The sequence below is a fragment of the Massilia psychrophila genome (assembly GCF_002760665.1).
In the GTDB taxonomy this organism is placed as follows: domain Bacteria; phylum Pseudomonadota; class Gammaproteobacteria; order Burkholderiales; family Burkholderiaceae_D; genus JAFCUW01.
Genome location: NZ_PDOB01000015.1, coordinates 43,387 through 65,989, shown reverse-complemented (window position 1 = coordinate 65,989; position 22,603 = coordinate 43,387). Strand labels below are relative to the sequence as shown.

At 63.4% G+C, this 22,603-nt stretch carries 23 protein-coding genes and 1 pseudogene; 12 read left to right on the top strand and 12 right to left on the bottom strand.

What is annotated here, in order from left to right; all coding sequences use genetic code 11:
- Window positions 1–112: 112 nt before the first annotated feature.
- On the top strand, window positions 113–946 hold the full coding sequence (locus CR103_RS11415; protein WP_099916106.1) for an aldo/keto reductase: 834 nt from the start codon (window positions 113–115) through the stop codon (window positions 944–946).
- A gap of 28 nt (window positions 947–974) precedes the next feature.
- On the opposite strand, the gene CR103_RS11410 is transcribed toward CR103_RS11415, so the two are convergent.
- The 4 genes from CR103_RS11410 to CR103_RS11400 form a co-directional block, all read right to left on the bottom strand.
- Entirely contained in the window at window positions 975–2,114 is a 1,140-nt protein-coding gene (locus CR103_RS11410) for a glutathione-independent formaldehyde dehydrogenase (RefSeq protein ID WP_099916105.1), read from the bottom strand.
- 200 nt (window positions 2,115–2,314) lie between these two features.
- Window positions 2,315–2,971 (bottom strand): bestrophin family protein, encoded by a 657-nt coding sequence (locus CR103_RS11405; protein ID WP_099916104.1) that lies wholly within the window; start codon window positions 2,969–2,971, stop codon window positions 2,315–2,317.
- On the bottom strand, window positions 2,968–3,114 hold the full coding sequence (locus CR103_RS22650; RefSeq protein WP_180279356.1) for a hypothetical protein: 147 nt from the start codon (window positions 3,112–3,114) through the stop codon (window positions 2,968–2,970). Before CR103_RS22650 ends, CR103_RS11405 begins: the two co-directional genes overlap by 4 nt.
- 6 nt (window positions 3,115–3,120) lie before the next feature.
- Window positions 3,121–3,480 carry a DUF1428 domain-containing protein gene (locus tag CR103_RS11400; protein ID WP_099916103.1) on the bottom strand — a complete coding sequence of 120 codons (360 nt, stop codon included), beginning with the start codon at window positions 3,478–3,480 and terminating at the stop codon, window positions 3,121–3,123.
- A 232-nt stretch (window positions 3,481–3,712) separates the two neighbouring features.
- Here CR103_RS11400 and CR103_RS11395 point away from each other — a divergent pair, with 232 nt between their 5' ends.
- Complete coding sequence (locus CR103_RS11395) at window positions 3,713–4,033, top strand: PsiF family protein (RefSeq protein ID WP_099916102.1); 321 nt, start codon at window positions 3,713–3,715, stop codon at window positions 4,031–4,033.
- A 9-nt stretch (window positions 4,034–4,042) separates the two neighbouring features.
- Window positions 4,043–4,861, top strand: coding sequence for a carboxylesterase family protein (locus tag CR103_RS11390; RefSeq protein ID WP_218968473.1), 819 nt, complete (start codon window positions 4,043–4,045; stop codon window positions 4,859–4,861).
- 197 nt (window positions 4,862–5,058) lie between these two features.
- Here the strand turns inward: CR103_RS11390 and CR103_RS11385 are convergent, their stop codons facing one another.
- Window positions 5,059–7,845: a M16 family metallopeptidase gene (locus tag CR103_RS11385; protein ID WP_099916101.1), complete on the bottom strand. Its 2,787-nt coding sequence runs from the start codon at window positions 7,843–7,845 to the stop codon at window positions 5,059–5,061.
- A gap of 155 nt (window positions 7,846–8,000) precedes the next feature.
- On the bottom strand, window positions 8,001–8,990 hold the full coding sequence (locus CR103_RS11380; protein ID WP_099916100.1) for an LLM class flavin-dependent oxidoreductase: 990 nt from the start codon (window positions 8,988–8,990) through the stop codon (window positions 8,001–8,003).
- Between the two features lie 170 nt (window positions 8,991–9,160).
- Between CR103_RS11380 and mepK the strand changes: the two genes are divergently transcribed.
- The 7 genes and pseudogenes from mepK to CR103_RS11345 all read left to right on the top strand — a co-directional run bounded on the left by mepK (window position 9,161) and on the right by CR103_RS11345 (window position 15,209).
- Window positions 9,161–9,715 (top strand): peptidoglycan L,D-endopeptidase MepK, encoded by a 555-nt coding sequence (mepK, locus tag CR103_RS11375; RefSeq protein WP_099916099.1) that lies wholly within the window; start codon window positions 9,161–9,163, stop codon window positions 9,713–9,715.
- A 60-nt stretch (window positions 9,716–9,775) separates the two neighbouring features.
- Window positions 9,776–10,603: a hypothetical protein gene (locus tag CR103_RS11370; protein ID WP_229443019.1), complete on the top strand. Its 828-nt coding sequence runs from the start codon at window positions 9,776–9,778 to the stop codon at window positions 10,601–10,603.
- 41 nt (window positions 10,604–10,644) lie between these two features.
- Window positions 10,645–10,953 (top strand): hypothetical protein, encoded by a 309-nt coding sequence (locus tag CR103_RS11365; RefSeq protein ID WP_099916098.1) that lies wholly within the window; start codon window positions 10,645–10,647, stop codon window positions 10,951–10,953.
- Window positions 10,954–11,012: 59 nt separating this feature from the next.
- Window positions 11,013–12,977 (top strand): putative bifunctional diguanylate cyclase/phosphodiesterase, encoded by a 1,965-nt coding sequence (locus CR103_RS11360; protein WP_180279355.1) that lies wholly within the window; start codon window positions 11,013–11,015, stop codon window positions 12,975–12,977.
- A 77-nt stretch (window positions 12,978–13,054) separates the two neighbouring features.
- Window positions 13,055–13,447, top strand: coding sequence for a nuclear transport factor 2 family protein (locus CR103_RS11355; protein WP_099916096.1), 393 nt, complete (start codon window positions 13,055–13,057; stop codon window positions 13,445–13,447).
- A gap of 103 nt (window positions 13,448–13,550) precedes the next feature.
- A complete protein-coding gene (locus CR103_RS11350; RefSeq protein ID WP_099916095.1) occupies window positions 13,551–14,789 on the top strand; it encodes a PQQ-dependent sugar dehydrogenase in 1,239 nt (412 codons plus the stop codon).
- A 77-nt stretch (window positions 14,790–14,866) separates the two neighbouring features.
- Window positions 14,867–15,209 (top strand): annotated as a pseudogene (locus tag CR103_RS11345) (thioesterase family protein).
- Window positions 15,210–15,256: 47 nt separating this feature from the next.
- On the opposite strand, the gene CR103_RS11340 reads toward CR103_RS11345, so the two are convergent.
- Window positions 15,257–15,745, bottom strand: coding sequence for a DUF3016 domain-containing protein (locus tag CR103_RS11340; RefSeq protein ID WP_099916094.1), 489 nt, complete (start codon window positions 15,743–15,745; stop codon window positions 15,257–15,259).
- 196 nt (window positions 15,746–15,941) lie between these two features.
- On the opposite strand from CR103_RS11340, the gene CR103_RS11335 reads away from it, so the two are divergent.
- Window positions 15,942–17,447 carry a response regulator gene (locus CR103_RS11335; protein ID WP_099916093.1) on the top strand — a complete coding sequence of 502 codons (1,506 nt, stop codon included), beginning with the start codon at window positions 15,942–15,944 and terminating at the stop codon, window positions 17,445–17,447.
- 659 nt (window positions 17,448–18,106) lie between these two features.
- On the opposite strand, the gene CR103_RS11330 is transcribed toward CR103_RS11335, so the two are convergent.
- The 3 genes from CR103_RS11330 to CR103_RS11320 all read right to left on the bottom strand — a co-directional run bounded on the left by CR103_RS11330 (window position 18,107) and on the right by CR103_RS11320 (window position 20,477).
- Window positions 18,107–19,504, bottom strand: a complete 1,398-nt coding sequence (locus CR103_RS11330) for a GAF domain-containing sensor histidine kinase (RefSeq protein WP_099916092.1) — start codon at window positions 19,502–19,504, stop codon at window positions 18,107–18,109.
- Window positions 19,505–19,610: 106 nt separating this feature from the next.
- Entirely contained in the window at window positions 19,611–20,126 is a 516-nt protein-coding gene (locus CR103_RS11325) for a hypothetical protein (protein WP_099916091.1), read from the bottom strand.
- 141 nt (window positions 20,127–20,267) lie between these two features.
- A complete protein-coding gene (locus CR103_RS11320; protein ID WP_099916090.1) occupies window positions 20,268–20,477 on the bottom strand; it encodes a hypothetical protein in 210 nt (69 codons plus the stop codon).
- A gap of 165 nt (window positions 20,478–20,642) precedes the next feature.
- Between CR103_RS11320 and CR103_RS11315 the strand changes: the two genes are divergently transcribed.
- Window positions 20,643–20,894, top strand: coding sequence for a hypothetical protein (locus CR103_RS11315; RefSeq protein WP_099916089.1), 252 nt, complete (start codon window positions 20,643–20,645; stop codon window positions 20,892–20,894).
- Window positions 20,895–20,912: 18 nt separating this feature from the next.
- Here the strand turns inward: CR103_RS11315 and CR103_RS11310 are convergent, their stop codons facing one another.
- Together CR103_RS11310 and queC are read right to left on the bottom strand one after the other, a co-directional pair.
- Window positions 20,913–21,656 (bottom strand): metallophosphoesterase family protein, encoded by a 744-nt coding sequence (locus CR103_RS11310; RefSeq protein WP_099916088.1) that lies wholly within the window; start codon window positions 21,654–21,656, stop codon window positions 20,913–20,915.
- A gap of 143 nt (window positions 21,657–21,799) precedes the next feature.
- Entirely contained in the window at window positions 21,800–22,534 is a 735-nt protein-coding gene (gene queC / locus CR103_RS11305; RefSeq protein ID WP_099916146.1) for a 7-cyano-7-deazaguanine synthase QueC, read from the bottom strand.
- Window positions 22,535–22,603: the final 69 nt, after the last annotated feature.

Genomic DNA, 22,603 nt, shown 5'->3' with positions numbered 1-22,603 from the left:
GTGATCCGCCGGTCCATGTTTGTCAAATCGTGCTGTGCGTGCGGGTTTGTAGTTTTTCACGTAGGATAAAACGGCGGATACCGGAACGCGACAAGCGTAAACAGGAGCCAACATGCGCACCACCAAATTTTTATCTGGCGAGCAAGTGCCCGTGCTCGGCCAGGGCACTTGGTACATGGGCGAAGACGCCGGCCGCCGCCAGGACGAAATCGCGGCGCTGCAATTCGGCCTCGACAGCGGCATGACACTGATCGACACGGCGGAAGCGTATGGCGGTGGCGCGGCCGAGGAACTGCTGGGCGAAGCCCTGTCTGGCCGCCGCGACGACGTTTTTTTGGTCAACAAGGTGATGCCCCACAATGCTAGTCGCGCCGGCACCGTCAAGGCGTGCGAACAAAGCCTGCGCCGGCTCGGCACCGACCGCATCGACCTGTACCTGCTGCACTGGCGCGGCAACGTGCCGCTGGCGGAAACGCTGGAAGCGTTCGAACACCTGCAGCGCCTGGGGAAGATCCGTCACTGGGGCGTGAGCAATTTCGATGTGGCCGACATGGAGGAACTGGCCGGCCTGACCGGCGGCCCCGCGGTTGCCACCGACCAGGTGCTGTACAACCTTACGCGGCGCGGCATCGAGTACGACCTGCTGCCGTGGTGTGCCGAGCGCGCCATTCCGATCATGGCCTACTCGCCGCTGGAGCAGAACCGCCTGTTGGGCAAGCCCCAGCTGCAAGCTGTCGCCGACCGGCATGGCGCCACGCCGGCGCAGATTGCCTTGGCTTGGGTGCTGCGGGGCGACGGCGTCATCGCGATTCCGAAAGCCGGCACCCGCGATCACGTCGAGCAGAACCGCCGCGCCCTCGATGTTGTTTTGTCGACCGGGGACTTGGCAGCGCTCGACCAGGCCTTTCCACCGCCGGCCAGGAAGCGCGCGCTGGAGATGATTTGAAAGCGCGCTGCCGGCTCGGCGGATATGCTTACTTGCCCGGTTTTAAAATCACCTTGGTCCAGCCGTCGGCGCGCTTGCCGAAGCTTTCATAGGCTGCCGGCGCTTCATCCAAAGCCAGCTCGTGCGAAATGATCATCGACGGCTTCGTCTTGCCGGCGTGGATCAGTTTGCACAGGCTGCGGTTGTAGGCCTTGACGTTGGCCTGTCCATTGGCAATGTGCTGGCCCTTGAACCAGAAAGAGCCGTAGTCGAAGGCAATCTTGCCTTCCTTCGCCAGCGCGTCGGCTGCGCCCGGGTCTTCGGGCAGGAACACGCCGACCACGCCGATGCCGCCAGTTGCCTTGACCGACTGCACCAGGTTGTTCATCGTCAGGTTCGGCACCTCCTTGCCGTGCATGTTGCAGCACTGGTAGCCGACGCATTCGCAGCCGCGGTCGGCGCCCTGCCCGCCGGTCAGGTCGAGTATTTTCTTAACGCCGCCGCCCTCGGTGTCGTCGATGGCGACCGCGCCGATCTTCTCGGCCAGCGCCAGGCGATCCTTATGCATATCGACGACGAACACTTCGCTGGCGCCCTTGATGAAGGCGGAGGTGGCTGCCATCAGGCCGACCGGCCCGGCGCCGTAGACGACGACGGATTCACCCGCTCGCACGCCGGCCAGTTCGGTCGCGTGATAGCCGGTGGGTAAAATATCGGACAGCATGACGTAATCGTTTTCCTTTTCCATGGCGTCTTCGGGCAGCACCAGGCAATTGTAATCACCATACGGCACGCGCAACAGTTCGGCCTGGCCGCCGCTGAACGGCCCCATCCCGGCGAAACCGTAGGCGCCGCCGGCGCTGCCCGGATTGACAGTGAGGCAGTAGCCGGACAGGCCGCGCTCGCAATTGGCGCAGAAACCGCAACCGATGTTAAACGGCAGGCATACCATGTCGCCAACCTTGACGCGGTCGACCGCCTTGCCCACTTCGATCACTTCCCCCATGTTTTCGTGACCGAGGATGCGGCCGGCCTCCATCCCGGTCCGCCCTTCGTACATGTGCAGGTCGGAGCCGCAGATATTGGTCGTCGTAATGCGCACCAGTACGTCGGTGTGTTTTTCGATCTTCGCGTCCGGCATTTCCTTGACCTGCACGTCGCGCGGGCCGTTATAGACAAGTGCTTTCATGAGATTTTCTTTCAAAAAAAGTTAGCTGCGGGCGCCGCTGCGCTCCAGCGCGAAGGCGGACCGGGCGCAAGGGCGGAAAATCAGTGGCAGTGCGGCCCGCGCGAGACGCTGCAAAATGCAGGAGACACTCGAGGATCACTGTGAGCGCAAACATATGCGCGATCTGTGCGCTGTTTAACGGTGAACCGCTCGCCGAATTTCTATAGCGGCGCGAGGATCGCCTGCCGCTCGGCCAAGCGGGCGGCGTCGAGTCGCCTCGCCGACAGGGTGGCGTCGACCGCCGCGGCCAGGCAGGATTCGATGCGCCCTTCCTTCAAGCACAGGCGCAGGTCCATCCCCATCCGCCCCATCAGGAAATCGGGCTTGTTGAAGGCCTTTTCCATCTGCGCCAATTCGTCCGGCAGCAGCAACCCCCGCACGTCGGCGGCGCTATCGGTGGCGCGCAACAGGCCGCGCAACGCGTGGGCGAAGGCGATGGCGCGGTACACCATGCGGACCCGGGCGTCGCCCAGGCCTTCGCTGGCGCAGGCCGGCACCGGGTAGTCGATCAGGCTGGCGCACTGGCGCGAAAAACTGCGGCTGTGATAGACCAGTTCCCCCCACAACTTGCGTCCCTCCCAGAAGCGGTCGTAGGCGGCGTTGTTCCTGAAACCGAGGAAGATGGCGATCGGCAGTCCGATCAGGCTGAACGGAATCGCGGTCAACGTGATTTTCAGGTTGAACAGGTCGCCGTGCGAGAACGTGACGAGGGTGGCGACGACGATGTTGACGATCAGGGTCAGCAAGATGCGCGGCATGATCGATCCGCGCAGCACCAGGAACAGGACGAGTCCGGAAGGGCGTTCACGAACGATCATGGCCAATGCCGCATGTACCCGGCTACAGGCAGCACAGCGGCGATGACGATGGCGTCGGCATCGTCGGCCGAAGGTGCCCCGGATACGGCAGGCAGCACGCCGTACGCCGCCAGCGGCAACCGCAGCCAGGCGATCTTTGGCATCGGGGCTTACAATTCGACCAGGTTTTCGAAGCCGCCATAGATCATGCGCTTGCCGTCGAACGGCATCGATCCGGCCTGCATGAATTCGGCCAGGCGCGGATCGTTCATCACCTTGTGGTTGATGGCATCGCGCTCGGCGCGCGAATTAAACTCGATCCACGAGAACACCACCACCTCGTTTTCCTCGAGCTTGACGGCCTGGGGAAACGACGTCCACTGACCCGGCTTGACATCGTCGGCGATGCATTCGCGAAAGCTCAACGCGCCCAATTCGCGCCATACCGCGCCGCATGCGCGCGACATGTCGCGATAGGCGTCGATCTTATCTTTGGGTACCGGAACTATAAAACCGTCGACATATGCCATGGTGTTCTCCTTGATTATCGTTGTATGAACGATGGATAGCCTAGGTTAGCAGCCCTTGGCGAAAAGGCAAGAGGGGCCCTTAAACGTGCTGGCCGAACCGGCTCGGAAGCGGCTGCCGTTGGCGAAGGATTGGGTTCGGAAATAGGCGACTTGTCATTTTCGTCATTGTGTCGCATCATGAGTTTCACCATCATCGGCGTGCCCACCTGCGCCATCACCCCGGGATACCATCATGAAGAAAATCTTAATCGCCTGCGTCGCCCTGTCGATGTCCGCCGCCGCCTTTGCCGCACCAGTCGCAACAGTCGCACCAGGCGCAGCCACGGCCGCGCCAGCGGCCAAGACTGCCCAGCAAAGCAAGATGGTGACCTGCAACGCCGATGCCGCCGGCAAAAAAGGCGATGAGCGCAAGACCTTCATGAAGACCTGCCTGTCGGCGCCGGCCCCGATGACCCAGCAGCAAAAAATGAAGAGCTGCAACGTTGACGCCACCGGCAAGAAAGGTGACGAGCGTAAATCGTTCATGAAGTCCTGCCTGAGCGCTGCGCGGTAGCTCCCCCGTATGAAGCGGCCAATTGCGCCGCTTCGTCAGGAGAAAGCCAACCTGCAACGGTTGGCTTTCTCCTGCCTGGCCCTTACCCTTGCTAGCCGCGCCGCGACCATGCCCAACTTCGCCTTGCACCACCTGCTCATTGGCGTCCTGGCCTTGGCGGCAGGCTTCCCCGCCCAGGCGCAGCCACCGCCGCAGCAGAAGGCGCGGACGATGACGGTCCACGCCGAACTCAGTTATTTAACCTTCCTGCCGAAAACGTACTCGGCGAAAGGTACTCCGGTGCCGCTGATTGTCTTCCTGCACGGATCGGGCGAACGCGGCAACGACCTGGACAAGGTAAAGACCTGGGGGCCGCCGGCGCTGGCCGACAAGGATCCGGACTTCCCGTTCATGGTGGTGTCGCCGCAGGTGCCAAGCGGCGAATGGTGGCACGCCAACCTGCTCAAGGCCATGCTCGACGAGGTGCTGGCAAGGTACAACGTCGACCGCAGCCGGGTCTACCTGACCGGCATCAGCATGGGCGGCTACGGCGCCTGGGACCTGGCGATGAACTACCCGGGTTATTTCGCCGCCATCGCGCCGATCTGCGGCGGCGGCAACACGCTGCGCATCGGCCAGTTGAAAGCCGTGCCGGCCTGGGTGTTCCACGGCCTGAAGGACAAGTCGGTGCCCGAGCGCGAGTCGGCCAGCATGGTGGCCGCGCTGAAGGCGGCCGGCGGCGACGTCAAATACACGGTGCTGCCCGGGGCCGGCCATAGCGACGCCTGGGTTTATGCGTACGGCGAAGCCGGCCTGTTCGACTGGTTCCTCGAGCACCGCAAGCAATGAGCCTGGTTGCGCTTTACGGATGCGACTTGGCCATCTTGAAATCGAAGCCCAGCGCCGCCGCGTCCGGCTCGCCTTTGTAGCTGAGGCGCCGGTCCGCTTTTTCGTCAGTGTCGCCGTTGCGCTCCAGGTAAAATACAGCGCCTGAACAGCCCCGCCGGCGTGGTGCCGGCGGGGCTGTCGTTTTTGTACCGCGTGGCTTACTGCACCGGATTACCGTCAACGTCGATCTTGCGCACTTCGCCCAGCTTCATCTCGCGGATGCCCGCTTCGACCCGGCTCATGTCGCCCACCACCACCCACACCAGCTTGCCCGGCATGATGGTGCGTGCCGCCAGGGCATTGGTCTGCTCCGGCGTCATTGCCATCACCGTGCCGGTGTAGGTATTGAAGTAGTTTTCAGGCAGCTTGTACTGCAGGATGGTCGAATAGGCGCTGCTGAGCTGGCCGGCCGTCTCGAACGAACCCGGCAAGCCGAGGGTGGCGTTGGTCTGCGCATCTTGCAGCTCGGCCGCGGTGATTGGCTTGCCGCCGGCGACGTTGGCGTATTCCATCACCAGCTCATGGAGCGACTCGCGCGTCTTGTCGGTCTGCACGGGCGAGCTGCTCATGTAAAGCCGCTGGCCGACCGCCGGCGGCAACTGCGAGCCGACGCCATACGACCAGTGCTTGTCTTCGCGCAGGTTCATGTTGATGCGTGAACTGAAGCTGCCGCCGAAGATGGTGTTGACCACCCCCAGCTGCACCGAATCGGGCGAATTGCGCGGCGGCGCCAGCTGCACGCCGTAGATCACGCTTTGCTGCGAACCCGGGCGATCGATCAGGTAGACCACCGTTTTGGCCGGCTGCGCCACCTCGACCACATTCTTCTTCGGCACCGCGCCGGCCTTCCAGCCGCCGAACGCCTTCTCCAGCAGCGGCGTCACCTCGGCCAGCGTGGTGTCGCCAACCACCAGCAAGGTGGCGTTGTTGGGCTTGAACCAGGTCCGGTGGTAGTTGACCAAATCATCGCGCGAAATGCGCGCCACCGAGGTTTCAGTGCCGGTCCCGCTCATCGGCAGCGAATAAGCATGGTCCTTGCCGTACAACAGGCTCGGGATGACCCGCAGCGCCATCGCATTCGGATTGCTTTTTTCGCGCTGGATCGCCGCCAGCTGGTCCTTCTTCAAACGCTCCAGCTCGTTTTGCGGGAAGGCCGGGTGCAGCACGATGTCGGCGTACACGGCGAGCGCTTTCGGCATGGTCGCCTTGAGCGCGTTGAGCTGGACGAAGCCGCCGTCGAGGTTGCTGTTGGCCGAAAAATTGGCGCCCAGCGATTCGAACTCCTCGCCGATTTTAAGTGAGCCGCGCGTCGGCGTGCCTTCTTCCAGCATGCGCAGCGACAGGCTGGCGACACCGGGCAACTCGGGCGAATCGGCGGCGTAGCCGCTGTCGACCATCATCGAAAAATTCACGACCGGCGCCGCATGGCGTTCGGCCAGCACCACGTTGAGCCCGTTCGACAAGGTGGTTCTTTGCATCGGCGGCAAATTCAAGGTTTCCGGCGCGCCCATCGCCGGCTCCTTGCTGCGATCGAGCTTGGCGGTGCTCGACAGGCCGGTCGGGAACGGCTTCACTTCAAGCACGTAGTCGCCGTCGCTGAGCCATTCATTCATCGCCTGCTTCACCTGCGCCGGCGTGGCCGCCTTGATGCGCTTGAGGTAGTCCTTGTAGCAGTCGGGGTTGCCGGTAAAGGTCGCGCACGACGCCAGCAAGTCGCTCTTGCCGCCGAAGCCGCCGACCCGCTCGACAATCCGGGTATAGCGGGCCAAAATCGCTGTCTTGGCAAGCTCCAGTTCGGCCGCGCTCGGACCGCTTTTCATTAACGTGCGCAACTCTTCGTCGCCCGCCGCTTCGACGCGGCCCAGGTCGACGCCGGGACGCGCGGTCAGCGTCAGCTCGAACTGGCCGGCGATTTCGGACGAGTCGTTGCTGGCCGAGGCGCTGGTGGCCAGCTGCTCCTTGTAGACCAGCCGCTTGTAGAAGCGCGACGTCTTGCCGCCGCCCAGCACGTGGGCCGCCAGGTCGAGCAAGGGCTCGCTCGCGGTATGCGCGCCCGGCACGTTCCAGACGCGGTACAGGCGCGCCTGAGGCACCCGGTCCTGGACCAGGCCGCGGTGGGTGCCGGTGCGCTTGGCGATCCACGCCGCGTGCTTGGCCAGCGGCGGGCCGGCTGGAATGTCGCCGAAATATTTTTCCACTTTTTGGCGCGCCACGTCCGGCGTGATATCGCCGGCCAGCACCAAGGTCGTGTTGTTCGGTCCGTAATTAGACTTGAACCACTCGTGCACGTCCGGCATCGACGCCGCATCGAGGTCTTTCATCGAGCCGATCACGGTCCACGAATACGGATGGCCGGCCGGCCAGGTGTTTTCCGTCAGCAGCTGGTAGGCAACGCCGTACGGCTGGTTTTCGCGCTGGCGCTTTTCGTTTTGCACCACGCCGCGCTGCAGGTCGAGTTTTTTCTGGTCGATCACGCCGAGCAGGTAGCCCATCCGGTCGCTCTCGGCAAACAGCGCGTAGTCCAGCATCGAGGTCGGCACGTTCTCAAAATAATTGGTGCGGTCCTGGTTGGTGGTGCCGTTCAGGTTGGTCGCGCCGATGCGCTCCATGGCGTTGATGTAGCCTTTGTTGAAATTCTCGCTACCGCTGAACATCAGGTGTTCGAACAGGTGGGCAAATCCGGTCTTGCCGGCTTTTTCGTTTTTCGAGCCGACGTGGTACCAGGTGTTGATCGCCACCACCGGCGTTTTGTGGTCTTCATGCACCAGCAAAGTCAGCCCATTCTTGAGGACGAATTTGGTGTACGGCACATCGGGAATGGCAATGTCCATCTTGCCGGCCGGCTGGACTACGGGGGCGCCGTGAGCCACCCCTTGGGTCAGGCCGCCGGCGACGATCATGGCAATCGACGCCGCCAGGATGCTGGTGCGGATAAACGTGGTCATGCTTTACCTCCATAATTTCGGCTGGGTAAGCCGATTGGTGCGACGAAAAATTAAAATGAGCCAGCGCGCCGGTCTGGATCCAGACCGGTGCGCATGTCACTTTATTGCCTTTTCGCCTATGCAATGTGTAAATATTTCCACGTCACCCTACCAAATCAGGCGCTGCCGTCGCGCACGCCCGCGGTAATTTCATACGAGCGCAGCCGCGCTGTCTGATCGAAGATCTGCGACGTCACCATCAGCTCGTCGGCGCCAGTGCGCGCGATGAACGCTTCCAGGTCGCGCCGCACGGTGTCGGGCGAACCGATGGCCGAGCACGACAGCACCTGTTCGAGCATGCCGTGTTCCTGCGGCCCCAGGCTCTCGAGGTAGCCCGGCTTGGGCGGCTGCAGCTTACCGGGACGGCCGCTGCGCAGGTTGACGAAGGCTTGCTGCATCGACGTTGCCAGCAACTGCGCCTGTTCGTCGGTGTCGGCGGCGAACACGTTAAAGCCGAGCATCACGTACGGCTTGTCCTGTTGGGCCGATGGCTTGAACGTGGCGCGGTACAGCGCCACCGCCTGCATCATCTGCTGCGGCGCGAAGTGCGACGCAAAGGCGTACGGCAGGCCGAGCGCGGCCGCCAGCTGGGCGCCGAACAGGCTCGAGCCGAGTATCCACAGCGGTACTTTCAACCCCTGCCCCGGCACCGCCAGCACCTGCTGGCGCGGCGCGTCGGACAAATAATCCCGAAGTTGGGCGACGTCTTGCGGGAACTCGTCGGCGTCGGAACCGAGGTTGCGGCGCAGCGCGCGCGCGGTAAGCTGGTCGGAACCGGGCGCGCGGCCAAGGCCAAGGTCGATGCGGCCCGGATACAGCGACGCCAGCGTACCGAACTGCTCGGCAATGACCAGCGGAGAATGATTCGGCAGCATGATGCCGCCGGCGCCGACCCGGATGCGGCTGGTGCCGCCGGCGACATGGCCGATCAGCACGGCGGTGGCGGCGCTGGCGATGCCTTGCATGCCATGGTGCTCGGCCAGCCAGAAACGCTGGTAATTCCAGCGTTCGGCGTGCTGCGCCAGCTCCAGCGAATTACGAAACGATTGGGCGGCATCGCTGCCTTCGGCAATCGGGGACAGGTCAAGCACGGACAAGGGAATCATGTTTTTGCGATGTACAATGAAAAAAGGGAGAACCAATTTTAATGCGGATGGTTTTTTCCCGCCGGCCACGGCTGCTTTTCTGCGTAACAATATTGCCATTAAAACATTTACAACAGCCAAAGCGGCATGCCTGTATGATGGATTCTTGTGAACCTGCGTGAGGAAGTATCATGAACCACCGCCGCTCATTTCTAAAAAGCTCCGCCATGCTCGCTTCAGTGCTGGCCGCTCCCGCCATAGTGCGCGCGGCGCCGGCAGCGGCGCCCCTGCTGGCGACGCCGCACGAACGCACCCTGCGCATGTACAACACGCACACCGGCGAATCGCTGCGCACCGTGTTTTGGGCAGAAGGCCAATTCGTGCCCGGCGCGATGGACGACATCAACCAGCTGCTGCGCGACCATCGCAACAACCAAGTTGCGCCAATCGATCCGAAGCTGCTGCTTTTGCTTGACCAGGTCAGCAGCGCCGTCGGCGCCAACAGCGTCGTCCACATCATATCGGGCTACCGTTCGCCGGCCTCGAACCAGCTGCTGGCCGAGAAAACCAGCGGCGTCGCCAAGCACAGCATGCACCTGGACGGCAAGGCGATCGACGTGCGCATTCCGGGCCGCGACCTGGCGTCGCTGCACAAGGCCGCGCTGCGCGTCGGCGGCGGCGGGGTCGGCTACTATCCCGATTCGCAGTTCGTCCATATGGATACGGGCCGCCTGCGCCACTGGTAAGCGGGCTGTTCAGTGGTGCGTCCCGCCATCGGCGATCGGCGATCGGCATATTATTTGAGCATGATGTTTATTTACTTGCACCATCCGAACGCCCTCATCGCCTGTGCCCTCGTGCTGGCCGCCTGTTGCAACGCACCAGCGCTGGCCCAGGAGCCGCAGCCGATCCAGAGCGTCACCGTGTCGAGCACCCGCGACCCCGTCGACAAATCCTACCGGAAAATGATAAAAGGGATGGAACGCTTCGAGCGCGAACATGCGCTGGCGCCTGCCGCGACGTTGCGATTCCGTCTGCTGCGGCGGATATCGACGGCGAAAATGACCGGCATTACGTTGCGCATTGCCGGCGACACCGTTACCGTGCCGGTGCCGGTGGCCGACGACAACAGTTTCGTGCTGCCGCGTAACGAGCAAGCCTTGCGCGAAGACGCCGCCGTGCTGGCCAACCGCAAGACCGACAGCATGACGTGGCGCGTATCGGTGCGCACTCCTGGTTTGCTCGACGGCGTGCGCCGGCTCGGCGACCTGCGGCTCGAATGCAAGGCCGGCATGGACGCCGGCCTGATCTCGAACAGCGCGCCGGTGTTCGGCTGGCTGTCGAACCTGCTGACCGACACCGACCAGGTCTGCTCCAGCCCCGAAGGCAACTACCTGTTCTTTGCCGAGCGGCCGATCTACGGCGTCACTGTGCGCTTTGGGACCCGGGTGGAAGCGCTGCCGTTCACGATGCTGTACGCGGCCGGCGACCAGACGGCTGAAACGCTGCCCTACTGCGATTGCCAGGTGCTGCTCGAGCGCAGTTATTACGCGCCGATCTGGGACCGCAGCTGGCCCGACGACACGCTGGTCGAATTCGACTTCATCGACGACCAAGCCGGGAAGACGCCATGAAGCGCTTTTGCGCTCGCTTGTACGTTCTCATGTGCGTTCTCATGTACGTTCTCATGTGCGCGGCGATTTTGGCCGGCTGCGCCACCACCCTGGCGGCCCCACCCGGCACGGTCGTGCCGATTGACGCCATCGACCAGGCGGTGCAGCCAGGCGTGACCACCCGGGCAATGCTGCTGGCCCGGTTTGGCGCCACCACCGCGATCCGCTTCGACAGCGGCGTCGAGGTATGGCGTTACCTGATTACAACGCCGGCCGGCTACGGCGAATACGTTGTCGTGTTTGACGCACGCGGCGTCGTCGCCAGGGCGCGCCGCGCGCCAACCGTGTATCGGTCGCCGCCCCAAAAATAGCCGAAACCGAATCGCGCCCGAAGTGTCCAAGTAGATTGATGAGGTCAGGCAGAACATTCATGGGTGCGCATACCGTACAGTTTTACGACAACGAGACTTTTCTTATCAAAGTCTTGGCGGACTACGTCGGCGCCGCGCTGATCGGCGGCAACCGCGCTATCGCCGCTGCCACCGGCGAGCACTTGGCGCAGCTCGAACGGTTGCTGGCCGGGCGCGGCCTGCTGGACGCCAGCGGCAAGGCCACCGAAGGCCACTACACCAGGATCGACGTCAACGTGGCGATGGCGTCGTATATGGAAGACGGCCATCTCGACGAGGAGCGCTTTCGCGCCAGCATCGGCGACCTCATCCTTGAGGCCACCCAAGACCGCGCGCGCGATTTGTTCTTCTGCGGCGAAATGGCGGCGCTGCTGTGTGTCAGGCCAGGCTGCGCGCATTGTCCGTCCGACATCGTCCACGACACCGCCGTCCGTGCCGAGCGCTATATCAACCTGCTGCTCGACCAAGTCGATTTCAACATGCTGTGCGCCTATCCGTTGTCGGCCTTTCCTTCGGCCAGCGACACCGGCATCTTCCACGACGTGTGCGCGCTGCACAATGAGGTGCTGCCGGCCGAAAGCTACGATCCCGCCGCCCAGCGCGACGCCCTGCAGCGCACCGTGGCCGGTCTCCAGCAGCAGGCCCATGCCCTCAGCCGCGAAGTGCACGACCGCCAACTGGTCGAGCAGGCGCTGCGCGAAGTGAACATCGACCGCCTCACCGGCCTGCCCAACCGCAGCGTGTTCCAGGACCGGATCGAGCTCGACATCAAGCGCTCGCAGCGCAGCGGCTTGCCGCTGGCGCTGCTGTTCATCGACCTCGACCATTTCAAGGAAATCAACGACACGCGCGGCCATGAGGCCGGCGACCTGCTATTAAAAGCGGTCGGCCAGCGCCTGTGCGGCCACGTCCGCCAAAGCGACACCGTGGCCCGGCTCGGCGGCGACGAATTCACCATCACGCTGGCTCACTTGCACGACATCGAACTGGTGACCGACATCGCGCAAAAACTGTGCGACGACCTGGCGCGGCCCTTCATGATCGGCGCAGAAACCGCCTACATTTCCGCCAGCATCGGCATCACCATCTATCCGCGCGACGCCGCCAGCGCCGGCGAGCTGCTGCGCAACGCCGACCAGGCCATGTACCGCTCCAAGGAACGCGGACGCAACCGTTTTACCTATTTCAAGTCGAGCATGCAGGACGCGGCGCAAAACCGCATGGCGATCAGTAACGAGCTGCGTCGCGCATTGGAGAACGGCCAGCTCGAAGTGTATTACCAGCCGATCGTCGACCTTGTCAACGGCAAGGTCCGCAAGGCCGAGGCGCTGCTGCGCTGGCACCATCCGGAACGCGGCGACATCAGCCCGGCCGAATTCATCCCGATCGCCGAACATGCCGGGCTGATCTCGCGCATCGGCAACTGGGTCTACGAGCAAGCGCTGGCCCGGGCGCGCCACTGGCGCACGCGCGATCCGCACCTGACCGTCAACGTCAACGTGTCGCCCTTGCAGTTCTACGAAGGCAACGGCGCGAACTGCCGCAACTGGCTCGGCACGGCCAAGCCGGGTGAGGTGCCGGCGGTGCCGGAAATCGGCATCGAAATCACCGAGGGCCTGCTGCTGTCGTCGGACGCCGAGGTGCTCAAGCAGCTGCTGGCATTCCAGCAGGCCGGCGTCGAGATCACGCTCGACGATTTCGGCACCGGCTATTCGTCGCTGTCCTACCTGCGCAGGTTCGCCCTCGACTTCCTCAAGATCGACAAATCGTTTGTCTACAACCTCGAATGCGACGCCGCTAACGTCGCGCTGTGCGAAGCGATCATCGTGATGGCCCATAAGCTCGGCCTGCGGGTCATCGCCGAAGGGATCGAAACGCGTCAGCAGGCCGAATTGCTCAGGCGCGCAGGCTGCGACTTCGGCCAGGGATTCCTGTTCGGCCGTGCCATGCCGGCGCCGGAATTCGAAACCATGCTGGCGTCCTGACGGTTTTTCCGGACGACACAACACGGCACAGTACAATCGTCGGACGCAGCCGCGCGCCAACCCACCGCCCCAACGCCATGACCGCAATCGACCCTGCTACCGCCTCTGCACTTGACCCCGCAACCATCGTCCAGCGCCAGCTCGACGCCTACAACGCCCGCGACCTCGACGCCCTGCTGGCCACCTACGCCCTGGATGCCCGCCAGTTCGCCCATCCCGCCACGCTGCTCGCCAGCGGCGCGGCCGACCTGCGCGCACGGATGGCGCAGCGCTTCGCCGAACCGAACCTGCACGCCCGCCTGCTGCAGCGCGTGGTGATGGGCAACATCGTCATCGACCACGAAGAAGTGACCCGCACATTTCCCGAAGGCGCCGGCCGGGTCGACATGGTCGTCATCTATGAAGTCGTTGATGGCAAGATCCAGTCGGCCTCGGCCCAGGTCAGCAACCAGCGCCTGGATGCCGCATGAAGCGCGCCATGATCCGCACCGCGACCCGTCGTGCGTTGGCGCACAGACCGCGCGCGCCGCACGGCATAAAGTTTTATCTGCTTGACCACACAGGGAAGCATCCATGCAGGTCGGACACACGCGTGCTGTAGGGCGGCTACCGGTGGCGCGACTGGGGAGCTTGCTGGCCTTGCTGGCCGGCTGCGGCGGTGGCGGCGGCATGCCCGGCAATGCCGACGCGCCGCTGCCGGCGCCCACGCCGACGGCGCCCTTGCTGTTGGCGGCGCGCCAAGTCGCAACCGGGCTCGACAGTCCAGTATTTCTCACCGCGCCGACCGGCGACCCGCGCCAGTTCATCGTCGAGCGCGCCGGCCGCATCCGCATCTTGCAAAACGGCGCGCTGCTGGCCTTACCCTTTCTCGACGTCAGCGCGCGCGTGTCGGTCGCTGGCGAAGGCGGGCTGCTGTCGATGGCGTTCCATCCGCAGTTCGCCACCAACGGCAAGTTCTTCATCTACTATACCGACCGCGCCGGCGATATCGTCGTCGAACGGCGCAGCGTGTCGCCCAATCCAGGCCTGGCCGACCCGACCGCGGTGCTGGAAATCATCCGCATCGCTCACCCCGGCTTTACCAACCACTACGGCGGCCTGGTCGCCTTCGGCCCCGACGGTTTCCTTTATCTTGGCACCGGCGACGGCGGCGGCGCGGGCGACCCGGCCGGCAACGCGCAGAACCCGGCCAGCCTGCTCGGCAAGCTGCTGCGGCTCGACGTTGGCGCCGCCACCGCCGGCGCGCCGTACACCATCCCGCCCGGCAACCCATTCGTTGGTCAAGCCGGCCGGCGCGCCGAAATCTGGGCCTCCGGGCTGCGCAATCCCTGGCGCTTCGCTTTCGACGGCGGCAACTTGACCATCGCCGACGTCGGCCAGGGCAGCCGCGAGGAAGTCAACATCAGCCAAGTAGCGCAGGGCGGCTTGAACTACGGCTGGAACATCCGTGAAGGAACGCTGTGCTTCAACGCCGCCAGCTGCCCCGGCGCCGACGCAGGGCTGGCCGCGCCGGCCTTCGAGTACGACCACGCAACGGGCTGCTCGATCATCGGCGGCTATGTCTACCGCGGCCGGGCGATTCCCGAACTGGCGGGGCAGTATTTCTATTCCGATTACTGCGCCGGCTTTTTAAAAAGCGTTGTCGCCAGCGGTACGGCTGCCAGTGCCGGCGTGCGCGCGCAGGCCGACTGGGACGTCGGCAAGCTCGGCGCCATCGTCTCGTTCGGGCGCGACGCCGATGGCGAGTTGTACATCATCAGCGCCGCCGGGATTGTCTACAAGCTCGTCCGCGCCGGCGCGGCCCCAGGCTAACTTCACGGCGGCAATGTGCACATGGCACGCTTGTATCTCGACTTCGCCGGAGACCAGTACAGCTAGGCAACGACGCGATGATCTCGATGATTTCCGAAACCGAGCGCGACGGCAGCGGCATGATCGTCACCGACCTCGCCACCATCTACCGCGCCGAAGCGCACGCGCACGGTGGCCTGCTGTTCGACGTGGGCGTCATGGATTTTAATAAATACGGCGGCGACCTCACTTTCCGCATCACCCGGGCCGCGCGACAGGACGCTGGTAGCGATGGCCAAGTCCGGCTTTGTTTTTTATAACTACAAGGCATCAAGGCCGAGGGCAAACAGCGCAGCTACGAGATTGCCGCCGGCGAAATCGGCAACCGCAATGCCATTACGGTGTCTGACGAGAGCTGGTATGCGCCCGAATCGAAGGTGACGCTGATGTCCAGGCACAGCGACCCGCGCGCCGTGCCGTTGCCGTCATCACCCCTGCCTGCGGACGACAAACTTATTTTTAAACCAATCGCCGATCATGCGCTTTTCATAGCGCAGCGTATCGCCATCGGAATAGCGGTTGATGCGCTCCAGGTAGGCCATGTCGCTCAGGTTTTCCTCACCGCTGGAGATGACCCGGCCGTTCGACTCGAGGCTGTAGCGCAGCGCCATGCGCGGCCAATCGGCACGGCCGCGCAGGACCCGCAGGTCTTGTCCACGGAAATTGGGATAGATTCGTCCGGCCATGTCGAGGTCGGTCACTTCCACGCGCAGCTCCTGCCCCGGCGGCAAGTCGCGGCTTAATGAGACGAAGTACTCGCCTAGATCCTTAAGTACCTGTTCGCGGTCGCTCGGCGAAAACGGCAGGTCGCCGTACTTTTCGGGATGCGAAAACGCCACCGTGACGGCAGCCGAGGCGCCGCCGGCCGATAGCGCGAACAGGCCTGCCAGCGCCATCTTCTTCAATAACATGTTCATGGTCGATTTCTCTCACGCTGCGTGCCAGCACCTTAATATACGCCGTTTGCCAGCTGCCGGAGATGCCTGGCTTGCGTTAGCGCGCGACATTGATGTTGTTAATGGGCATTTCTCATACTACAATCAAGCTAAAGCCTGCATACAGGCAATATGTTTTATTGTCGCGTTAAAATTTTACCGGTATCGGAAATTGTTTATGTCCTTCCTGTCGCCTGCCGCGCCCAAGCTCGTCCCATGGAAAGTCTTGCTCGTCGACGACGAGCCGGATATCCATGACGTCACCAAGCTGACGCTGGCCCGTTTCCGACTTGACGGCCGGGCGCTGGCTTTCCTGCACGCTTACAGCGCCGCCGAAGCGAAGGAAATCCTGGCGCGCGAAACCGATATCGCGCTGGTCTTCCTCGACGTCGTGATGGAGAAGGAAGACAGCGGGCTGGAAGTGGCGCGCTGGATGCGCAAGGAGCACGGTAACCAGTTCACCCGCATCGTGCTGCGCACCGGCCAGCCGGGCCAGGCGCCGGAAGAACGCGTGATCGTCGATTACGACATCAACGATTACAAGGAAAAAACCGAGCTCGACCGCACCAAGCTGTTCACCACCACCTTCGCCGCGCTGCGCGCCTACCGCGACATCATGAAGGTCGAAGACGCACGCCTGGCGGCGGTAACTTACCGTGAGGGCCTCGAGCGCGTCATCGCCGCATCCGCCCATATTTTCCAGCAACGCAACCTGAAAGACTTCGCCAGCGGCTTGCTGCAGCAAGTCGTCGCGCTGCTGCACCTCGAGCAAAGCATGCTGCTGCGCCTGTCCGGTGCCAGCCTCATCACGGGCGAAACCGAATACGAAATCCTCGCCCAGATTGGCGAGCTCGGCAACGACGTGATCTGCCCGGAACTGATCGCCAAGCTCGACGAGGCGCGCCACAATCGCATCTCGCGCTTGCACGGCGACACCTACGTCGGCTTCTTCCCGAACAGCAGCGGCAAGGCGTCGCTGCTGGTGCTCAAGGGCGTCGATGAGATTTCAGACATCGACGCCCAACTGCTCGAAGTGTTCTGCTCGGGCGTGGCAATCGCCTTCGACAATATCCTGCTGAGCCAGGAGATCACCGACACCCAGGCTGAACTGATTTTACGGCTGGGCGACGTCGTCGAGTCGCGCTCCAATGAAGCGGGCAACCACGTGCGCCGCATGTCGCAAGTGTGCTTTTTGCTGGCCCAGGCATCCGGCCTGCCGGACGACGAAACCACGGTGCTGATGCACGCCGCACCGATGCACGATATCGGCAAGATTGCCACGCCCGATTCGGTGCTGCTCAAACCGGGCAAGCTGACCCCGAGCGAGTGGGAAATCATGAAGCAGCATCCGGCGGTCGGCCTGTCGATCCTGGAAGGCTCGTCGCGCCCGATCCTGAAAGCGGCCGCCGTGATCGCCTACCAGCACCATGAAAAATTCGACGGCAGCGGCTATCCGCAGGGCTTGAAGGGGTACGACATCCACCGTTACGCGCGCATCGTCGCCGTCGCCGACGTGTTCGATGCGCTTAGCCACAAGCGCTGCTACAAAGATGCCTGGCCGATCGAGCAAATCACCGCCCACCTGCGCGACGTGTCGGGCCACCACCTGGACCCACAGTACGTCGAACTGCTGATCGCCAACATGGACAAGGTGCTCGACATCAACCGGCGCTGGCCGGATTGAAGCGGCGTTTCGCCGCCAAACTCAAGACCGTCATTCCCGCGCAGGCGCGAAACCCATTTTATCGTGTTGCCACGAAATGGGGTCCCCGCATCCGAGGGGTGTCGCAAAAAGACGAATGGCCACAACTAACACGTCGTCCTCGCGAATGCGGGGACCCAATTTTTCACGAATCTCGACAATGCCTGGCTTCGTCCGTTAAGAAGATGGTCAACTAATCGGGCAAATTGGGTCCCCGCATCCGAGGGGTGTCGCAAAAAGACGAATGGCCACAACTAACACGTCGTCCTCGCGAATGCGGGGACCCAATTTTTCACGAATCTCGACAATGCCTGGCTTCGTCCGTTAAAAAAATGGTCAACTAATCGGGCAAATTGGGTCCCCGCGTGCGCGAGGAGGCGTTTTCGCCAATGGCGAGGACGACGGATCTAGAGTTGAGCGGCCTTTTGCGACACCCGCGTGCGCGAGGAGGCGTTTTCGCCAATGGCGAGAACGACGGATCTAGAGTTGAGCGGCCTTTTGCGACACCCGCGTGCGCGGGGAGGCGTTTTCGCCAATGGCGAGGACGACGGATCTAGAGTTGAGCGGCCTTTTGCGACACCCCTCATCCGCAAGGACGACATGCACAATGTGACGGTTTCGGGACCCGCCGCCGCGCCGCCTCACACCACCACTGTCTCCTTGCGCCTACTGCGCGGAAACCGCAGCCGATAGCGCAATCCCTGCCCCGGCGCACTGTTCACCTTGACCGTTCCGCCCAGCGGCCCGGTCACCAGGTTGTACAGGATGTGCGCGCCCAGGCCGCTGCCGCCGCTGCCGCGCCGCGTGGTGAAAAACGGATCGAACAGCTTGGCCAGCGTGTCGGCATCCATGCCGGCGCCGTCATCGCTGTAGTCGAGCACCACTGTTTCTCCGTCCCGCGCCGCTTTTATCACGATCGATCCGGCCTGCTCGTGCTCGAAGCCATGCACCAGCGAATTGACCACCATGTTGGTGAGGATCTGCGACACCGCGCCCGGGAAGCTGTCGAGCACGATATCGGGCGCGCAGTCGACCTCCACCAATACCGGCCGCCCTTTCAGTTTCGGCTGCAGCGACAGCAGCACCTCGTGCATGTATGTTTTCAGGTTGAAGCTGCGGATGGCGTCCGACGACTGGTCCACCGCCACCTGCTTGAAGCTGCGCACCAGCGCCGCCGCGCGCTGGGTGTTGGTGGTAAGAATGCGCAGCGACTGGTCGACGATGCCGAGGAACTCTTCCAGACTGTCCTGCGTCATCGCGCCGCCGGCCAGTTCTTCGCGCGTGAGCTTGAGTTCCTGCACCAAATGACTGGTGGCAGTCACGCAAATTCCCAGCGGCGTGTTGATTTCGTGGGCGACGCCGGCCACCAGCCGCCCCAGCGAGGCGAGCTTTTCCTGGCGCACCAGTTCGGACTGTGCTTCGCGCAGCGCCGTCATCGCGGTAGAGAGCGCGGCGTTCTGCTGCTCGAGCATGGCGGTGCGCTCCTGCACCGCGCGTTCGAGCCGGTCCATGCTCTGCATGCCCTGCAGCGCGTTCGAGACATGGTTGGCCAGCAGCGCGAACAGCGCCTGATCCTCGTCGCTGAAGGTATATTCGGGCGAGTAGCTCTGGATCACGATCACGCCCAGCGCCTGGTGCTGCTGGTCGAGCAGCGGGCAGCCCATCCAGTGCTCGGCGGTGCTGCCAACGCCCCAGCCATTGCCATCCGGCCCGCGCGCGTTGTGTTCGGCGGCCGTCATCACCAGGGTGCGGCGGTTGAGCATCACCCAGGCGGTGGGCGATTGCTCGGGCGAGGCCAGCGTAATTTTTTCTTCCGGGTCGGGGGCGGCGTCGGCCTCGTCGACAAAATAGACGAAGCGCACGGTGCCGTCATCATGGTCACCCAGCGCCACGTAAAAGTTGGCGGCGTACATGATGCGGCCGAGGGCGCGGTGCACCGCGCCAATGAATTCGGTAATATCGCTGCAACTGGCCGACAGCTGCCCGATCTCGAGCAGTGTCGCCTGGACCGTTTCGAGACGATTGAGACGGTTTTCCATCTATTTTCCTTAAATCAATAAATTAAGTAAATATTAACAGTTCCCCGGCCGGGTCGCCGGGGCCATCGTGCAAATTGGAAGCTGGTAGGCGTAAAAGTGTCGCTTTTCAGCGCGGCGCGCGAAAATCTTTTTCGATCCACTCGGTGGCGCTCGACGGCGACAGCTTGAAGCTGGCCGCCACCCGTACCTGGGCTAGGCGCTCGCCGGCGTCGTCGAACGCGCTCAGCAAGGCGTAGGGATGCTCGTCGTCGGGCACGATATCGAGCGTCACCTTGAGCTGTGCGCCATTGGCGTACACATAGGTGTTCTTGTGCAACTGGGCGTGCAACTGCTGTTCGTGGCGGCGCAGCACTTCATTGGCGGTCTTGACCAGCGTGTGGAAGGCGTTGGTGTCGAGCGGCTTGGGATTCTTTTTGTCGCGGCCCATCGTCCACGGCCCGACCAGCGCCGGCTCCGGCTCGCCGTCCTTGATCATGGCGACCGCCCAGCCTTCGTCGTCGTCGTTCTTGATCACCCGCGCGGTCCAGCCGTTGCCCTTCCACAGTCGTGGTTCGTTGACCAGTGCGTCGGCATCCGGTTCGTTATCTTGATCCGGCTCGTGGCCTGCTGCGTTGTCTATCATTGATTCCAACTTTCGGTAACTGAGGGTGCCGCGTTGACTCGGCGGGCCGTTCGAAGTCCCATTTTACCTAATCGGGGAGCCTGCGTGCGACCATGCGGGTTTTGCCGCCACGAAAAAAAACCCGCGCAAGGCGGGCAGTGTTCACAGGCGCTGGCGCGGGCGCGGCGGCGGCATCAGCGGCGGCCCGAGCGGCGGCACGGGCGGGTCGATCGCCGGTGACGGCGAATGGTAGCTGAATGGATTGATAATGATCGGCGGTATCGCCGGCGGCGCCGATGGCGGCCCTTTCGGACCATCGAGGCCTAACTGCGCAGGCCACCGTCCGTGCGGTGCGTGAAAGACAACGTGCATGGCATCCCCTTCGACAAAGCAAGGGTTCAGTATAGGCAGTGTGATGCGTAATTCAAGGCAAACCGCCGATGCGTCGAAATTTACGCCGATTCACGCCGGTGCGATTGGTCGGCGCCCGGCCCGGCCCGCAAAACGTGCAGCCTGTCGCCACCACGAGGCCCAAACATGAAAAAGATTCGCCCCTTCGTCGTCCTGGTGCTGTTTTTCCTGCTGGCGTGGCACGTTTTCGGTGATTCGTCCGACGCGACGTTCGACTTCGACGGCGAGGAGATCGACGCCCCGCCCGGCGTCATGATCGTCACCGCCCTGGCGCTGGTAGTGGCGGCGCTGGTCTCGCCGCTGTTGATCCCGCTCGCCATCATCTGGTTTTTCGTTGGCCGCGCGCGCCGCAACCGCCTCAAGCCGAATCTCAGCTGAACCCGGGTCTGCACAGCCTCAAATGCCTTCGATCAGGCGCATCGCGAGCACGATCGGCAGCCCGGAGGCGATCACCCGGCGCGCCGCCGCACCATGGTCGTACGGCACCCGGAAGTACGTCAGCTCGCGCGTGACGTCGTCGTACATGGCGTAGCACGCCGCGCAATTGCCGTCGCGCGGCTGGCCCACCGCCCCTGGAATCACCAGGTACTGGTGCTGCGGCTTGATGGCGATGCGGTTGCCCGGCGCCGGGGCATGGCTGCCCATGCGGCCGTCGTCGGCGCGGCGGTACAGCGCCGGCGTGTGCACGTGGCCGCAAAACACCATCCGGCTGCGCGTGGCACGCAAGCTGCGCTCGGCCTCGGCGACACCGGTCACGTATTCCCATTTGACCGGCTCGAAGGCACTGGCGTGCACGAACAGCATGTTGCCACGCTCTTCCGTCAGCGCCAGGCCGGCCAGGAAGGCCAGCTGGCCGGCGTTGAGCTGGCCGCGCGTCCAGTCGATCACTTCGCGCGCTTCGGCGTGCATGTGCGGACGGGTGTCGCGCGTGACCGAATAATCGTGGTTGCCCTGCACCGCCGCGGCGCCATGGAGCACGTAATCCATCACCGTATCGACCACCCATGCCGGATCAGCGCCGTAGCCGACCAAGTCGCCGGTAAACGCATACTGGTCGGCCTTCTGTTGTTCGGCGTGCGCCAAGCATGCGCTCAACGCTTCGCGGTTGGCGTGCAGGTCGGTCAGGATGGCGAGGCGCATGAGGTGGTTCTTTGCACGCGTGGCGTACGTTGGACTTTGATGGCGCCCCGTAGTTACATCACCTGGAGCTGGGGCAAGCATCATACCATGCTGCTTGCGCGGCATTGCGCCCTCGGTTTTGACCGAATAAGCGCCGGCGCGGACTAAGAAACTGGTGCCGCTGCAATCACGCCCGCCATGCCGGCCGCAAACTGCGCGTAGCCGCGCGCGCGCAATTCGCACGCCGGGCAGGTGCCGCAACCATAGCCCCAGGCGTGCAGCGCGCCGCGCTCGCCCAGGTAGCAGGTGTGGGTCTGCTCGCGGATCAGGTCGACCAGCGCGCTGCCGCCGGCGCTTTTTGCCAGCTCCCAGGTCTGCTTCTTGTCGATCCACATGAGCGGCGTCTCGATCTTCAGGCGCGTCGCCATGCCCAGGTTGAGCGCCACCTGCAGCGCTTTCATGCTGTCGTCGCGGCAATCCGGATAGCCGGAAAAATCGGTCTCGCACATGCCGCCGACCAACACGTTGAGGCCGCGCCGGTAGGCCAGCGCGGCGGCAACCGTCATGAACAGCAAATTGCGGCCCGGCACGAAGGTGTTCGGCAAGCCGTTTTCCTGCATGGCGATGTCGACATTGCTGGTGAGCGCACTTTCGGAAATGCGGCCGATCACCGACAGGTCGACGACGTGGTCTTCGCCGAGGCGCGCGTCCCACTCATGCGACAAGGCGCGCACGCCGGCCAGCACGGCCGGGCGCACGGTCAGTTCGATCGCGTGGCGCTGGCCATAGTCGAAGCCGATCGTCTCGACGCGCGCGTAACGCCCAAGCGCCCAGGCCAGGCAGGTGGTGGAATCCTGGCCGCCGCTAAACAGGACCAGGGCAGTATCGGTGTGCAACATGAATTGGATTTTCCGCAAGGTGAACCGTTCGCCATCAATTTTGCCGATCCGGTAAGATGGGCTCAGCAT

Bases quoted from the DNA above. Each gene is read 5' to 3' on its own strand.
- CR103_RS11415 (WP_099916106.1), top strand. From the start codon at position 113: ATGCGCACCACCAAATTTTTATCTGGCGAGCAAGTGCCCGTGCTCGGC.
- CR103_RS11410 (WP_099916105.1), bottom strand. From the start codon at position 2,114: ATGAAAGCACTTGTCTATAACGGCCCGCGCGACGTGCAGGTCAAGGAA.
- CR103_RS11405 (WP_099916104.1), bottom strand. From the start codon at position 2,971: ATGATCGTTCGTGAACGCCCTTCCGGACTCGTCCTGTTCCTGGTGCTG.
- CR103_RS22650 (WP_180279356.1), bottom strand. From the start codon at position 3,114: ATGCCAAAGATCGCCTGGCTGCGGTTGCCGCTGGCGGCGTACGGCGTG.
- CR103_RS11400 (WP_099916103.1), bottom strand. From the start codon at position 3,480: ATGGCATATGTCGACGGTTTTATAGTTCCGGTACCCAAAGATAAGATC.
- CR103_RS11395 (WP_099916102.1), top strand. From the start codon at position 3,713: ATGAAGAAAATCTTAATCGCCTGCGTCGCCCTGTCGATGTCCGCCGCC.
- CR103_RS11390 (WP_218968473.1), top strand. From the start codon at position 4,043: ATGAAGCGGCCAATTGCGCCGCTTCGTCAGGAGAAAGCCAACCTGCAA.
- CR103_RS11385 (WP_099916101.1), bottom strand. From the start codon at position 7,845: ATGACCACGTTTATCCGCACCAGCATCCTGGCGGCGTCGATTGCCATG.
- CR103_RS11380 (WP_099916100.1), bottom strand. From the start codon at position 8,990: ATGATTCCCTTGTCCGTGCTTGACCTGTCCCCGATTGCCGAAGGCAGC.
- mepK (WP_099916099.1), top strand. From the start codon at position 9,161: ATGAACCACCGCCGCTCATTTCTAAAAAGCTCCGCCATGCTCGCTTCA.
- CR103_RS11370 (WP_229443019.1), top strand. From the start codon at position 9,776: ATGATGTTTATTTACTTGCACCATCCGAACGCCCTCATCGCCTGTGCC.
- CR103_RS11365 (WP_099916098.1), top strand. From the start codon at position 10,645: ATGTACGTTCTCATGTGCGCGGCGATTTTGGCCGGCTGCGCCACCACC.
- CR103_RS11360 (WP_180279355.1), top strand. From the start codon at position 11,013: ATGGGTGCGCATACCGTACAGTTTTACGACAACGAGACTTTTCTTATC.
- CR103_RS11355 (WP_099916096.1), top strand. From the start codon at position 13,055: ATGACCGCAATCGACCCTGCTACCGCCTCTGCACTTGACCCCGCAACC.
- CR103_RS11350 (WP_099916095.1), top strand. From the start codon at position 13,551: ATGCAGGTCGGACACACGCGTGCTGTAGGGCGGCTACCGGTGGCGCGA.
- CR103_RS11340 (WP_099916094.1), bottom strand. From the start codon at position 15,745: ATGAACATGTTATTGAAGAAGATGGCGCTGGCAGGCCTGTTCGCGCTA.
- CR103_RS11335 (WP_099916093.1), top strand. From the start codon at position 15,942: ATGTCCTTCCTGTCGCCTGCCGCGCCCAAGCTCGTCCCATGGAAAGTC.
- CR103_RS11330 (WP_099916092.1), bottom strand. From the start codon at position 19,504: ATGGAAAACCGTCTCAATCGTCTCGAAACGGTCCAGGCGACACTGCTC.
- CR103_RS11325 (WP_099916091.1), bottom strand. From the start codon at position 20,126: ATGATAGACAACGCAGCAGGCCACGAGCCGGATCAAGATAACGAACCG.
- CR103_RS11320 (WP_099916090.1), bottom strand. From the start codon at position 20,477: ATGCACGTTGTCTTTCACGCACCGCACGGACGGTGGCCTGCGCAGTTA.
- CR103_RS11315 (WP_099916089.1), top strand. From the start codon at position 20,643: ATGAAAAAGATTCGCCCCTTCGTCGTCCTGGTGCTGTTTTTCCTGCTG.
- CR103_RS11310 (WP_099916088.1), bottom strand. From the start codon at position 21,656: ATGCGCCTCGCCATCCTGACCGACCTGCACGCCAACCGCGAAGCGTTG.
- queC (WP_099916146.1), bottom strand. From the start codon at position 22,534: ATGTTGCACACCGATACTGCCCTGGTCCTGTTTAGCGGCGGCCAGGAT.